This window comes from Vibrio sp. Vb1554, assembly GCF_033344235.1.
Genome location: NZ_JAWPOJ010000023.1, coordinates 50,037 through 64,808, shown reverse-complemented (window position 1 = coordinate 64,808; position 14,772 = coordinate 50,037). Strand labels below are relative to the sequence as shown.

11 protein-coding genes are annotated in these 14,772 nt (G+C 43.0%); 7 read left to right on the top strand and 4 right to left on the bottom strand.

From position 1 onward, the window contains the following. Window positions 1–2 precede the first annotated feature (2 nt). The 4 genes from R8N28_RS17820 to R8N28_RS17805 all read right to left on the bottom strand — a co-directional run bounded on the left by R8N28_RS17820 (window position 3) and on the right by R8N28_RS17805 (window position 4,189). Entirely contained in the window at window positions 3–743 is a 741-nt protein-coding gene (locus R8N28_RS17820) for an ABC transporter permease (RefSeq protein WP_005378436.1), read from the bottom strand. Window positions 744–824: 81 nt separating this feature from the next. Continuing rightward, complete coding sequence (locus R8N28_RS17815; RefSeq protein ID WP_005378437.1) at window positions 825–1,595, bottom strand: ABC transporter substrate-binding protein; 771 nt, start codon at window positions 1,593–1,595, stop codon at window positions 825–827. Window positions 1,596–1,678: 83 nt separating this feature from the next. Beyond that, on the bottom strand, window positions 1,679–2,449 hold the full coding sequence (locus tag R8N28_RS17810) for an ABC transporter ATP-binding protein (RefSeq protein ID WP_005378438.1): 771 nt from the start codon (window positions 2,447–2,449) through the stop codon (window positions 1,679–1,681). 264 nt (window positions 2,450–2,713) lie between these two features. Further along, window positions 2,714–4,189, bottom strand: coding sequence for a hypothetical protein (locus R8N28_RS17805; RefSeq protein ID WP_017820023.1), 1,476 nt, complete (start codon window positions 4,187–4,189; stop codon window positions 2,714–2,716). 452 nt (window positions 4,190–4,641) lie between these two features. Here R8N28_RS17805 and R8N28_RS17800 point away from each other — a divergent pair, with 452 nt between their 5' ends. The 7 genes from R8N28_RS17800 to R8N28_RS17770 all read left to right on the top strand — a co-directional run bounded on the left by R8N28_RS17800 (window position 4,642) and on the right by R8N28_RS17770 (window position 14,738). After that, entirely contained in the window at window positions 4,642–6,189 is a 1,548-nt protein-coding gene (locus R8N28_RS17800; protein ID WP_005378441.1) for a DUF3360 family protein, read from the top strand. A gap of 303 nt (window positions 6,190–6,492) precedes the next feature. After that, window positions 6,493–8,769 (top strand): formate C-acetyltransferase, encoded by a 2,277-nt coding sequence (pflB, locus tag R8N28_RS17795; protein WP_005378442.1) that lies wholly within the window; start codon window positions 6,493–6,495, stop codon window positions 8,767–8,769. Window positions 8,770–8,922: 153 nt separating this feature from the next. Then, window positions 8,923–9,900: a lipid A deacylase LpxR family protein gene (locus tag R8N28_RS17790; RefSeq protein WP_005378443.1), complete on the top strand. Its 978-nt coding sequence runs from the start codon at window positions 8,923–8,925 to the stop codon at window positions 9,898–9,900. 211 nt (window positions 9,901–10,111) lie between these two features. Then, a complete protein-coding gene (gene pflA, locus R8N28_RS17785) occupies window positions 10,112–10,852 on the top strand; it encodes a pyruvate formate lyase 1-activating protein (protein ID WP_005387854.1) in 741 nt (246 codons plus the stop codon). Between the two features lie 154 nt (window positions 10,853–11,006). Beyond that, window positions 11,007–11,672, top strand: a complete 666-nt coding sequence (locus tag R8N28_RS17780) for an energy-coupling factor ABC transporter permease (RefSeq protein WP_065274297.1) — start codon at window positions 11,007–11,009, stop codon at window positions 11,670–11,672. A gap of 136 nt (window positions 11,673–11,808) precedes the next feature. Continuing rightward, on the top strand, window positions 11,809–12,309 hold the full coding sequence (locus tag R8N28_RS17775; protein ID WP_065274296.1) for a YfbU family protein: 501 nt from the start codon (window positions 11,809–11,811) through the stop codon (window positions 12,307–12,309). 494 nt (window positions 12,310–12,803) lie between these two features. After that, window positions 12,804–14,738 carry a PrkA family serine protein kinase gene (locus tag R8N28_RS17770; RefSeq protein WP_005378447.1) on the top strand — a complete coding sequence of 645 codons (1,935 nt, stop codon included), beginning with the start codon at window positions 12,804–12,806 and terminating at the stop codon, window positions 14,736–14,738. The last annotated feature ends 34 nt before the right edge of the window (window positions 14,739–14,772 follow it).

Below are 14,772 nucleotides of genomic sequence, written 5' to 3'. Positions count from 1 at the left end.
ACTTACCTCGCATGAATACTGAACTTACGCTCAACAAGCTTGAGTAGCCCGGTCGAAACGCTGGTAAAAAATAGAAAGATGAGCGCGACAGCCATGTAAAAGGTGAACGGCATTTTCGTTGTACCTGCTGCCAATGAGCTCATTCTCACCATGTCATCCAGACCAATAATGGAAACTAACGCTGTGGTCTTAAGTAACACTAACCAGTTATTACCAAATCCAGGTAATGCATGACGAATCATCTGAGGAAGTAAGATTCTTCTAAACGATAAAGCAGAACTCATCCCATAAGCTTTCGCCGCTTCTAATTCACCCTTGTCCACCGCCATGATCGCTCCACGAAAAGTCTCCGCCATGTAGGCGCCAAAGATAAAACCAATCGTGAGTACACCAGCTATAAATGGGCTGACATCAATATAATCAGGTAAGTAAGACGTCCATTCATGGTTTGGATCACTCGAGGCAAACCACTCGTTGAGCGTTTCGTTGATGGAGTAAAGGCTGTTATTTAAAAGTATTTGTCCACCAAAGAAAATTAGCATCATCAGAACCAAATCTGGAATGCCGCGAATGACGGTGGTGTAAAGAGTGGCAATCGCCCTTGCCCATTTGTAAGGTGCTAACTTAGCTAATGCGCCAAGCATGCCTAAGACCATGGCGAGAATGAGTGAAAGCACTGCAACTTCTATTGTTACTAAAGCTCCTTTCAAAATCGAAGCTTCGTATCCTTGTAAATCTAGCATAGGTGAGTTCCTAATCCCTAAACTCAAAAAATCGACCGTTGACTACTTCTAGGAACAAGCCAACGGTCGCTTAATTACGGTTTATTCACCGTACACATCGTAGTTAAAGTATTTACCAGCAATTTCTTGGTAAACACCTTTCTCACGTAGTGAAATAATTGCTGCGTCGAGTTTCTTCGTTAGATCTTTGTCTTGTTTACGAACAGCGATACCCATACCTTCGCCAAACCATTTTGGATCGGTTAACGATGGTCCAACAAACTCATAAGCTTCGCCACCTGCTTTGTTGATCACACCCTCTTCTAGAGCAGAAGCATCACCTAAAACAGCAGCAATTCGACCATTTTCTAGATCAAGATACGCTTCATCAAAAGAGCCATAACGCACAATTTCAACATCATCGCCGTAGTTGTCAGTTAAGTACTTGTCATGTGTCGTCGCACGTTGCACGCCAATTTTGACATCTTTAAGATTATCAAAATCTAGACCAGCACCTTTCTTAGCGATAAATTTATTTGGAATTTGTGCGTACTTGCCAGTGAAATCGACTTTTTTCTTGCGCTCTTCAGTGATAGACATTGCTGCGATGATGGCATCGTACTTACGTGCAAGCAGAGAAGGAATAATACCATCCCAATCTTGAGCGACGATTTTGCACTTCACTTGCATCTCTTCACAGAGTGCATTTGCCATGTCTACGTCAAAGCCTTTTATTGAGCCATCAGTTTCTGTCCAGCTAAACGGAGGGTAAGCACCTTCGATACCAAAGCGAACTGTTTTCCATTCTTTCGCTTGGGCAACACCTGATACTGCCGTTGCAGCAATCGTTGCTGCTAATAACCACTTTTTCATTTCCATACTCCTGTGATTGCTATTTTATTTCGTTTTGTTTGTTGTGTTGGCTTAGGAGGCAATAGTCTGCCGCCTAACAAATATTAGTAAATGGATGAGATAAACTGCTGTAATCGTTCTGAATCCGGGTTTGTAAATAGCTTAGCTGGATTTCCCTGTTCTTCCACTAAGCCTTGATGTAAAAACATCACATGGTTTGATACGTCACGCGCAAACGCCATTTCGTGCGTGACCACCAGCATAGTTCGCCCTTCATCTGCCAAATCTCTCATTACCCCCAGAACTTCTCCTACAAGTTCTGGGTCAAGCGCAGAAGTTGGCTCGTCAAACAACATCACCTCTGGGTCAACTGCTAGCGCACGGGCAATAGCTGCACGTTGCTGCTGGCCGCCAGATAAGTGCCCAGGGTAATAATCTTTACGCTCATACAAGCCTACTTTCTTAAGCAAGACTTCTGCATTTTCAATCGCTTGAGCTTTTGGCACGCCTAAGACATGAACAGGCGCCTCAATCACGTTTTCTAGTACGGTTAGGTGAGACCAGAGGTTGAAACCTTGGAAAACCATTGCCAGGCGTGAACGAATACGTTGGACTTGCTTTTCATTAGCAGGAACAGATTCACCTGCTCTGTTGTTCTTCATTTGGATTAATTCACCATTTACCCAAATTTCGCCCGCGGTAGGCGTTTCTAGCAAGTTGATACATCTGAGAAAGGTACTCTTACCTGAGCCGGAAGAGCCAATGATGGAGATAACATCTCCTTTGTGCGCGGCAAGTGAAATGCCTTTTAAAACTTCATTTTGTCCAAATGTTTTGTGCAGGTCTTTTATATCTAGCGCTGGTACATCATTCATGCGCCCTACTCCCTGTGTTTTTGTCACTGCAATTAAGGGACTCCGCCCTCTCTAATTCGGAACAAATTAGCACCGCCCCTTGAAACTTGCAACAAATTATTAACCTAAACAATTCGAATAGAAAGATACAATAGACAAATTAATATGCAATATATAGCAACATATTCTTCAAAAGTTGAATATTAAATATAAAAAAGCCCCTTTCAAAGGGGCTTAATAAATTTACAAAAGTGTTAATTGAAACCTATTCGAGGTCGCAATGAATTAATTAAAACGACTGACTACCAACGAGTTTGAAGTACGTAATGTCACTTCATTTTCTAAGCCTTCTTTTTCAGAAGTAATGATGCCATCTAGGTCTTCATCTAGTTCAGGCTCTGACGCTTCACCATTGGAAAAGAAGCTCATGAAAACTTTAGAATCAATATTACTATCTTCATTCACTACCAAAGCAGTGCGATTAAAATCGTCCGAAGCTGAAACTTTCAAACCGTTAACGGCCGATGTTGGGAAGTTGTAGTAATGCAATTCTGGAACAACAACAGAATCACTATCACTTGTTGTGAAAATGCGATGTGTGACTCTGTAGTCGCCTGAAGTTGCAAAGTAAGCGACACGAGTAAAGCCTTCAGTAGACGATGTTAAGCCCATGTCCAGATCAATCACGGACTCTGCACTTCCTTGCGTTGATACACTTGGTTTTGTGTTCGGCAGGTTATCAATATTTAAGTAAGCACTCGGATCAACGTCAATATCCCATCCGTCAGAGATCGTTTCGTTAAGTAGAGACTCCCAACCATTAACTTGATTCTCTGAGAACGCCATGTATACCCAAGTTTCTTTATTCGTTGCACTAGGGCGATTATATTCAACGGCCGTTTTATCCAGCTTCAACGCGTCATATGCAAAGCCGTTAGTAACAAAGCCAATGTTGAGCGAGTCGTAAGTATAGTCAGAAGACGAATAAATGTTTGACGTATTATCCGCTCTAACTAAGGCTATCTCACCAGTTCCCCACGAACCAATACCATATTGGTAAAGCGCTTTGTCGCTTGAACCTGATTCATACTGAAACAATGCCGTTGGTTCACCTTTAAGCCCCATCAGTTCATCAGTAGGCAACATATCAGGGTTCGGAGACGTGAAAATATCGGTTTGCGAGACAAAGTTGTAATCTCCGCCACCTGATTCAGCGTTTCGGTAATCTAAGTTAGTAAACTTATTGCTTGCTAAGTTACCGCCAGTAAAGCATTTGTTCAAAGAGTCTCGGTTTAGTGCAAAAGTAGCATTACGTAGTTTCTTATCTTGCAAGAACTCTTTTGAAAACGTGTTTACGCGAGCTTCTTTGCCGTTAAATTCTATTGCTTGAAACGTTACAAAGCCGCCGTCAGGGATATCTTCAAGATAAAACTTAAAGTTATCAGTGGTAGGTTTGATAATGTCTCCGGATCTTTTGCCATCGGCATCAGAGTAGTAACCGATAACATAGTTGGTCACTTGCTCTTTTGACGCTGCACTATAGGTTAAAACCGTTTTATCGCCGTTCAGTTCAGTTTTGTGGTCATATACAGTACAACCTTTCGTAGTTGCTTCACTTTCAGTCATTGTTGCTGGTATAGCAAAATCAAAAGTAAACGCAGTTTTCGGCGCTGCACCACCGCCACCGCCGCCACCGCCGCCGCAACCGACCATTAACCCTGAGATGATTGCCACTAGTGGCAGTACTTTAAGCTGTTTCATGTCTTTTTCCTAAACTGAGCGGCAATGATTAGCCAAAAAATTGTCTTTGCTCTGTCCAAAGCAAGAATAAAGCCAGCTTTATATAATCATCGTGAATATTGACATTTAATCTGCATCTCGTGCAAAAGGACAAAAAGTTCTAATTTTATGCAACTTGTGTAATAAAATTACACAAAATCTCCGCATCTCATTCGCATGCCAGAAACTTTCTGTAGTTTTATTTCACAACCATTCTTAAAGTGATCTAAATCAATCACCCTAAATGGCTATCTTGCTAGACTCCTGCCAAAAGATGAGGCTTTTTTTGTGCCTCAACACAATAAGTTATTAGCTATGCTTAGGCACAGTGTCGACGTGTAACAAATCTAACAATAGCTAGCATAAGCGTGCCGCAGGATGCGGATTAACACAATTGAATGAAGAATTCATAACTTTAAATATATGAGGAATCTATGTCAGACGCAGTTAACAAAACGCACTCTGATTCAGATATCGAGACCAAGAGCTACCGTGAGCTTCATCGTCCAGCATCTGAGTTCGCAAGCCGTTCAGACTACCTAGACCACGAACTACAAATTATGAAACCACGTCGTTTTGGCTTGAACTTGCCAGGTCGTGACTTCCGCTTTGAGCTTGAAGACCTTGTTCCAGCACTTGCTGGTACTATCGGTATTATCGCAATGTACTCTGCGGTAATGATGTCTTGGGCTGAAGGTCTTACTGCAGCATGGGACCACGTAAACTTAGGCAAGGACTTTGCTATCGAAGTTGCGCGTGTAGAAATGCTCATCCCTGCACTTCTTTTCTGTGTACTTGCCTCTGGTTTTATTAACCCTAAAGCCAACCTAGCAGGCAACCACGGCCCAATGATCCCTCTTATTGGTACCATCGCTCTTGCTGGTGCTCACCCTCTTGCATTAGCAATTCTCATTGGTGTGTTTGGTTTGATTTTGAGCCTCTTAAAAGGTGGGTCAAAACTGGTTAACCTCACCTCTGAAGGTACGGCTGGTGGCCTTCTTATTTTCCTAGGTTTAACCGGAACCATGAGCCAAATTAACTCTATTCAAGCTTGGGCTGTTGGTTTGCAATCCGATACGGTTGCCGCTGGTAGCATGGGTTACATCGGTCTGATTGTTCTTGCGGTTACCATTGGCTTATACGCGTTCCTTGCTAAAGTGAACAAACGCTGGCTAGCGATCCCTGTTTGTGCCTTCACTGGGCTTGCAATCGCACTTGCTCTTGGCGCAGGCTTCGATATTAAATTCGTAACCGAGACAGGCCTTCCAAACCTAAATCCAATCTACTGGTGGGGTTCAACAGAAGAAGGTTGGATGCTTGGTCTTCCTAATATGGAACACTTCATCGCTTCACTACCATTCGCCATTCTTGCGGTAGCAATGTGGTCACCTGACTTCTTGGGTCACCGTATCTTCCAAGAGATGAACTACCCACGTAAGAGTGAGAAAGTGCTGATGGACGTTGATGACACAATGACAATGTGTTCCGTTCGCCAAATGGTCGGTACTGCCGTGGGTGGTGGTAACATCACATCATCTTGGGGGACTTACATGATCCCTGCTGCAATCGCGAAACGCCCTATTCCTGCTGGTGCCATCTTACTAGGCTCTCTATGTATTATTGTTGCAATCCTTGGTTTTCCTATGGACGTTGCAGTATGGCCTCCAGTTATGCGCGTTGCTCTTCTCGTTGGTGTATCTCTACCACTGCTTGAAGCTGGCATGCAGATGGTGAAGGACTCGAAAGACTCACAAGCAGCAGGCATTTGTATCTTTGGTTCTGCCGTTGTTAACCCAGTTCTAGCTTGGGCACTAACTATGCTTTTAGATAACAACGGTTTAATTGGAGATAAAGAGCGCGCGTCTCGCCTATCATTTGTAGACAAGATTGTGATCCCAGTAAGCGTACTTGTTATCTGTTTAGTTGCTATGCTTGCAGTTGGTATGCTTGAAGGCCAGTATGGCATCCAAGCTTGGCTATAAGCTAGCAGTCCAGAAATTTGTGGGTAGCGCTCGTCGCTACCCCATTTTTATCGAGATTTTTGAGGATTTATTGATTTAGTTTAAGGTTTGCAAAAAAATTTTAGTTTAACCTCTAACTGTTGCTTAAAAAGAGAAACGTTAAAACTAGTGACAATATTTATAGTTTTGTAAATCGAATACGTAAATTTAAGACTATAAATATTGTTATTCATAAGAGTGTACTGTTCCCCTCTTTTATCTGGGGATAGCTGGCTCAACGGCGAAGCAGTACGTATTTTTTTCTACTAAAAAGGTAGGTATGTCATGGCAGAGCAATTTGCTAAAGCTTGGGAAGGTTTTGCTGCAGGCGACTGGCAAAACGAAGTAAACGTTCGTGATTTCATTCAGAAGAACTACACTCCGTACGAAGGCGACGAATCTTTCCTAGTTTCTGAAGGTACTGAAGCGACTAACAAGCTTTGGGCTAAGGTAATGGAAGGCATCAAACAAGAGAACGCGACTCACGCTCCTGTTGATTTTGATACTTCAGTTATCTCTACCATCACTGCTCACGATGCAGGCTACATCGAAAAAGACCTAGAAACTATCGTAGGTCTTCAAACTGACGCTCCTCTAAAACGTGCGATCATCCCTAACGGTGGTATCCGCATGGTTGAAGGTTCATGCAAAGCCTACGACCGCGAGCTAGACCCACAAGTTAAAAAAATCTACACAGAATACCGTAAAACTCACAACCAAGGCGTTTTCGATATCTACACTCCTCAAATCATGGCGTGTCGTAAATCTGGCGTACTGACTGGTCTTCCAGATGCATACGGTCGTGGTCGTATCATCGGTGACTACCGTCGTGTTGCTCTATACGGTATTGACTTCCTAATGAAGGATAAATTCGCGCAGTTCTCTTCTCTACAAGAGCGTTTTGAGAACGGCGAAGACCTACAAATGACAATGCAGCTTCGTGAAGAGATCGCAGAGCAACACCGTGCTCTAGGTCAAATCAAAGAAATGGCTGCAAAATACGGTTGTGATATTTCTCGTCCTGCTGAAACTGCGCAAGAAGCTATTCAGTGGACTTACTTCGGTTACCTAGCTGCTGTTAAATCTCAAAACGGTGCGGCTATGTCTCTAGGTCGTACTTCTACGTTCCTAGACATCTTCATCGAACGTGATATCGCGGCTGGTAAGCTAACTGAAGAACAAGCTCAGGAAATGATCGACCACTTCGTAATGAAACTACGTATGGTTCGTTTCCTACGTACTCCTGAGTACGATGATCTATTCTCTGGCGACCCTATCTGGGCAACTGAGTCTATGGGTGGTATGGGTCTTGACGGTCGTACGCTAGTTACTCGTACAAACTTCCGTTTCCTAAACTCACTATACACTATGGGTCCTTCTCCAGAGCCAAACATCACTGTTCTTTGGTCTGAGCAACTACCTGAAGGCTTCAAGAAGTTCTGTGCGAAAGTATCTATCGATACTTCTTCTATTCAGTACGAAAATGACGACCTAATGCGTCCAGACATGAACTCTGACGACTACGCGATCGCATGTTGTGTATCTCCAATGGTTGTTGGTAAGCAAATGCAGTTCTTCGGTGCTCGTGCGAACCTTGCGAAAACAATGCTTTACACCATCAACGGTGGTGTGGATGAGAAGCTAAAAATCCAAGTTGGCCCGCAAATGCCTAAGATCGAAGGCGATGTTCTTAACTACGATGAACTGTGGGAGAAAATGGACCACTTCATGGATTGGCTAGCGAAACAATATGTGACTGCACTAAACGCTATCCACTTCATGCACGATAAGTACAGCTACGAAGCGGCGCTAATGGCTCTACACGACCGTGACGTTAAGCGTACTATGGCTTGTGGTATTGCTGGTCTATCTGTTGCAGCTGACTCACTATCTGCAATTAAATACGCAAAAGTTAAGCCAATTCGTGACGAAGACGGTCTAGCAATCGACTTCGAAATCGAAGGCGATTACCCTAAATTCGGTAACAACGACCCACGCGTTGATGACATTGCATGTGAACTTGTTTCTGTATTTATGGGCAAAATCCGTAAGCTTAAGACTTACCGTGATGCAATCCCTACTCAGTCAATTCTTACTATCACTTCAAACGTGGTTTACGGTAAGAAAACTGGTAACACGCCTGACGGTCGTCGTGCTGGTGCTCCATTTGCTCCAGGTGCAAACCCAATGCACGGTCGTGACGAGAAAGGTGCTGTAGCATCACTAACTTCAGTTGCTAAACTGCCGTTTGCTGACGCACAAGATGGTATCTCTTACACATTCTCTATCGTACCTAACGCACTAGGTAAAGATGAGGGTTCACAACGCGCTAACCTTGCTGGTCTTATGGATGGTTACTTCCACCACGAAGCGGGTATCGAAGGTGGTCAACACCTAAACGTGAACGTTCTTAACCGTGAAACTCTAGAAGACGCAGTTAAGCACCCAGAGAAATACCCTCAGCTAACAATCCGTGTATCTGGTTACGCTGTTCGCTTCAACTCTCTAACTGCAGAGCAACAAGCTGACGTAATCGCGCGTACATTCACTGAGTCTCTATAAGACTATAGCGAAATAACGTTCTAGTAATACAACAAAGGCTGATGCTAAGTAGCATCAGCCTTTTTTTATTTCTTGAATGAAAGTTGTGATATCGCGAAAGACTTTTGCCCGCATTCTTACGTATGATGCGAAAAAAGTTAGCAAATAAAGTCTATGAGATTTAGTAAATTAATTATTCTTACCCTTCTTTCTCCAGTTGCAATAGCATCCACTAAGTCTACGGTTTCTTTTACCATCGACAACGATGGTATTTTTGGCGTCGATCAAGACTATACGAATGGTGTTTTCCTTTCTTACGCGACAGACCAACTGACACAAGAAAGCCAATGGAAATGGCTGAGTCTAGCTAACTCAGAGCACGCCAATATCGATAAAATAGAGTTGGTTCTTGGCCACAAGATGTGGACTCCAAGCGACATTGAAGCCGATTATCCACTAATCAATGATCGCCCATATGCCGGTTACCTACACACCGAAATCAACTACCTTTCCCTAACGAGTGACAAAGCTGTACGGTACAATTTCACCATAGGAACTACGGGTGAAAGTTCGCTATCAGAAAAGGCGCAAGAAATCGTTCACGGCATAACAGGATCGACGGACCCTCAAGGTTGGGATTACCAGATTGAAGATAAAGTGGCGTTCAGCCTTGGTTACCGCGTATTTAACAAATTGATGCGCAGCGAAGAACAAAAAACACAATGGGAGATCACCAACATTAACGACATCAATGCGGGTAACTTCCGTAGTGATGTCTCTCAAGGCGTCATGTTTCGTTGGGGTACAAACCTAGCGAATAGCATCGGAGCCGCCAATATCAGTGTCGAAAGCCCTTTCTCAGCAAGTATGATCGCTCAGAACACGTCGAGTTGGTTCTTGTTCACCGGGTTTGAAGGTCGTTACCGCTTTAATGACATGACTATCGAAGGAGATCGTCCTGGCATTCCTGAACCGTCAGCGCCATACGACGTCACACTGCAAAATTGGCAAGCAAGTGCCGTCGCGGGGGTATCTTGGTACAACCAAAATTACGGTGCAAGCATCACCTTTACAATTAAAACACCGGATTATGAAGAAGCCCAAACCGATGTTTATGGGACAGGCTCGTTCTCCGTGTTCGCCTTTTTCTAAAAACTGGATTATCCCAGCATCGAAGTCAATCTAGATACACGGCAAGTTCTCGGGGTAGGTATTAACCACCTCGTGTTCAAGCGTTTATGCAGATTGGCTCCATCTATTTTCTTTCTTCAAATAACCTTGCCTTTAGTACCGACAAAGCTGTTTTAACCCTGCTTTTTGTAATAAAATAACAGCTAGAATTTACTAGTAATGAGAGCAAAAGATGTCAACAGCTGGTCGTATTCACTCATTTGAGTCATGTGGTACCGTAGACGGACCTGGTATTCGATTTATCGTCTTCTTGCAAGGTTGTTTAATGCGCTGTAAGTATTGCCATAACCGCGATACTTGGGACACGCATGATGGCAAAGAAGTCACGGTTGAAGAAATCATTTCCGAAGCGAAAAGTTACCGCCACTTCATGAATGCATCAGGTGGTGGCGTTACTTGTTCTGGCGGCGAAGCGATGCTTCAACCGGAATTCGTACGTGATTTTTTCCGCGCAGCTAAAACCGAAGGCATTCATACATGTCTAGATACTAACGGTTATGTTCGTAAGCACACTGATGTTATCGATGAAGTACTGGATGCAACAGACTTAGTCATGCTTGACATCAAACACATGAAAGACGAAGTGCACCAAGATCTCATCGGTGTATCCAACCGACGCACATTGGACTTTGCTCGTTACTTGCAAAAAATCGGAAAGAAAACATGGATTCGCTATGTCGTCGTGCCTGGTTACACAGATGACCCAGAAGCAGCACACATGCTTGGTGAATTTATTAAAGACATGGATAACATCGAAAAGGTCGAGTTACTTCCTTACCACAAATTAGGGGCTCATAAGTGGGAAGCGTTAGGCTTAGAATACCCACTCGAAGGCGTAAACCCGCCACCGAAAGAAACCATGGATGAAATTCAATCCATTCTTGCTCAATACAACGATAACGTAAAATACTAAGTGAACCGCAAGACTAACCTCTTTAAAATACCAGCTTATTGCTGGTATTTTTTTGATTATATCTAAGCCTTATCAGTGAGTTTCTCTGCGGTCATTTAGGTATAAAAAGAACGATAGAAATGATTGCGTCATGTTCGCATAGGAAGGAAGTAACATGGATTTGTTTAACTTAGGCTCTCTTGTTGTCTCAATTTGGATAGTAGTAGTCTACTGCCTACCAGATTGGAAAAAAGTCGTTTGGCTCAAACTGGAAAAAGAAAAAGGATTTCAGCACCTCGTTTTTGCAACGCTCTTCTTTTTCAGTATTTTATGGGCCGCTCAAGCAGGTGTAAAAGAAGGATTACAGATTCATTTTCTTGCACTAACAACGCTGACGATGATGTATGGTTGGCGCATGGCATTTCTACTCAGCATTCCCGCTATGTTGGTCAACCACCTACTACATGATGTGTCCTTGCTACTCTTACCCACGTCGTTAGTTCTATCTGCCCTAATTCCGATTTTCATTAGTTACTTAGTGTTTCTTCTGAGTTACCACTACTTACCACGAAACATTTTTGTTTTCATCTTCGTTGCTGGATTTTTCAATGGCGCGATAACAGGAAGTCTGCACCTCATCATTAACTCTTTTTATCACCTATCAGTTGGTCACTACGATTGGGAAACCATTCAACATAACTACTTTGTTTTTGTGCCGTTGCTCGCCTTTCCAGAAGGTCTATTAAATGGTATGGCACTGGCGGTTTTAACCGTATTCAAGCCAGAGTGGCTGAGAGTATTTTCAGACCGAGACTACATATACAATCATTACCATAAATAAGTGTTTTCAAACTGGTCAAAAGTGACAGTTCTTGCCATTTTTTAGTATTAAATATGTGTTGAGATCATGTTTCACTCATGTCTTAAGCGTTAACCTAAGCACATTAAAAATGTATTAGATATCTAGTGAGGTCACCATGGAAATGTCAAACGCTCAACGTTTGATTCTATCAAACCAATACAACCTTATGTCTCAACTTGATCCAAGTAATGCAGCCAAATACAAACGCTTACAAACGATCGTTGAACGTGGTTATGAACTACAAATGCGAGAGTTGAACAAAGATTTCGGCTGCCTCTCAGAAGCAGAATGTCGTGAGATCATCGACGTTATGGAGATGTATCATGCGATGCAAGAATCTTACAACATGCTAGACGATGAAGACCGCAGCAACGTAGATCAGCGCCGCTTGAAGTTTTTGGGATTTGATATCGCTTCAGAAGCGCAACAAGTACATTACGTACGTTTTCTCATCGATTCTGAAGGTTTGTACCCTCAGTTTGACAAGGCAGATCATCACTTTAACAGCCAAATGCCGATGCTAGATAAATACCGCCGCATGCTGCAAACTTGGCGTAACTGCCCTCGTCAGTATCATTTATGTGAAAACGAACTAGCGCAAATCTTAAGCGCATAAAATGGTCGTCTAAGAATGAGGAGAGCGCCCGCTCTCCTTGTTATTTACCCTGTCACAAACTTATCTAAGACTTTGCTCTCTTCCTACCTCTTTCACTTACCTTGCTCAATGTAGAACAACGAATCACTGAGACTCTTCTGTCTTTGCCAAATATTTGAATTTCTATTGCACCTATTCACGACATAAATTCGTCCTTAATAAAAGAGTGATTCAAATGTCACTTTTACAATAAATTCATAATTGTTAAGCAAAATTGCAAATCCCCGACTAGGCTTAAGTAGAGAAAGGCTGTGATTGAAAAATTCATATCCACCGCTCACCGTTGTAACGAAAAAACCGTCCATAAAGCAAAGTCTTTGGTGTCGCCAATCTTACATTCTGTACGAACCAAATGTGATAACAGGACGTATATTCAAACAACAACGAGCATAACTGTTGGTGGAAAGCCTGAATCAACGTTCGTCGGTAGACTGACTATTAAAGGGGAAAGCGACATGAGTATTTTCGACCACTATCAATCAAGATATGAAGCTGCAAAAGATGAAGAGATGTCGTTACAGGAGTTTTTAGCCCTGTGTAAAGATGACAAAAGCGCTTATGCTAATGCAGCAGAACGCCTACTGATGGCGATTGGTGAACCAGAGATAATCGATACGGCAAAGGATCCGAGACTAAGCCGAATCTTCTCGAATCGTGTTATCTCTCGTTATGAAACCTTTAAAGACTTTTATGGCATGGAAGATGCCATAGAACAAATTGTGTCTTACCTAAAACATGCGGCGCAAGGCCTAGAAGAGCGTAAGCAGATTCTTTACCTACTCGGCCCTGTAGGTGGCGGTAAGTCTTCGCTTGCAGAAAAGCTTAAGGCTCTGATGGAACAGATGCCTATTTATGTTCTTACTGCTAACGGCGAACGCAGCCCAGTGAATGACCATCCATTCTGCCTATTCAAAGCCACAGAAGATGGCGATATTTTGAAAAAAGAATATGGCATAGAGCACCGTTATCTTCGCTCGATCATGTCTCCGTGGGCCGCTAAACGTCTTCACGAGTTTGGTGGTGATATCACCAAATTTAAAGTAGTGAAAGTACGTCCTTCTATCCTTGACCAAATCGGTATTGCCAAAACTGAACCAGGCGATGAAAACAACCAAGATATCTCATCATTGGTTGGTAAAGTCGATATTCGTAAGCTTGAACACTATTCGCAAGACGATCCAGACGCTTACAGCTACTCCGGTGCGCTGTGTAAAGCAAACCAAGGTTTAATGGAATTCGTTGAGATGTTCAAAGCACCAATCAAAGTGCTTCACCCGCTGTTAACAGCAACGCAAGAAGGCAACTTCAACGGTACAGAAGGCCTTTCTGCGATTCCATTCGACGGTATGATTCTGGCTCACTCAAACGAATCTGAGTGGCAGACCTTCCGTAACAACAAGAACAATGAAGCGTTCTTGGACCGTGTTTATATTGTGAAAGTACCTTACTGTCTACGTGTTTCAGAAGAAGTCAAAATCTACCAAAAACTCCTTGAAAACAGTGAGTTGTCTCAAGCCCCTTGTTCACCAAGCACGCTCGAGACTCTGGCACAATTCAGTATTCTTTCTCGACTTAAAGAGCCTGAAAACTCGTCCATCTTCTCTAAGATGCGCGTATACGACGGTGAAACGCTGAAAGATACGGATCCAAAGGCAAAAAGCTATCAAGAGTATCGTGATTATGCTGGTGTCGATGAAGGCATGAACGGTCTCTCAACACGTTTTGCCTTTAAGATTTTGTCACGCGTATTTAACTTCGACCAAACCGAAGTGGCAGCCAACCCTGTACATCTATTCTATGTGATTGAACAACAGGTTGAGCGCGAACAGTTCCCTGCTGAAACAGCAGAGAAATATCTCGAGTTCTTGAAAGGCTACCTAGTACCTCGATACGTTGAATTTATCGGTAAAGAGATTCAGACCGCTTATCTTGAGTCTTACTCTGAATACGGCCAAAACATCTTCGACCGATATGTCACCTATGCAGACTTCTGGATTCAAGACCAAGAGTACCGAGATCCAGAAACCGGTCAGCTATTTGATCGCTCTTCACTGAATGCTGAGCTAGAAAAGATCGAAAAAACAGCTGGTATTTCTAACCCGAAAGATTTCCGAAACGAGATCGTTAACTTTGTGCTTCGTGCGAAAGCGAATAACAATGGTCAAAACCCGGTTTGGACCAGCTACGAAAAACTGCGCACAGTAATCGAGAAGAAAATGTTCTCCAATACCGAAGAGCTACTTCCGGTTATCTCATTTAATGCGAAAACCTCTTCTGAAGATCAGAAGAAGCACGACGACTTTGTCGCTCGCATGATGGAAAAAGGCTATACCGAGAAACAGGTTCGCCTACTTTCTGAGTGGTACCTACGAGTACGTAAGTCATCCTAACCCAGTATTGAGTTAGGTCGCTTGTGAAACATGA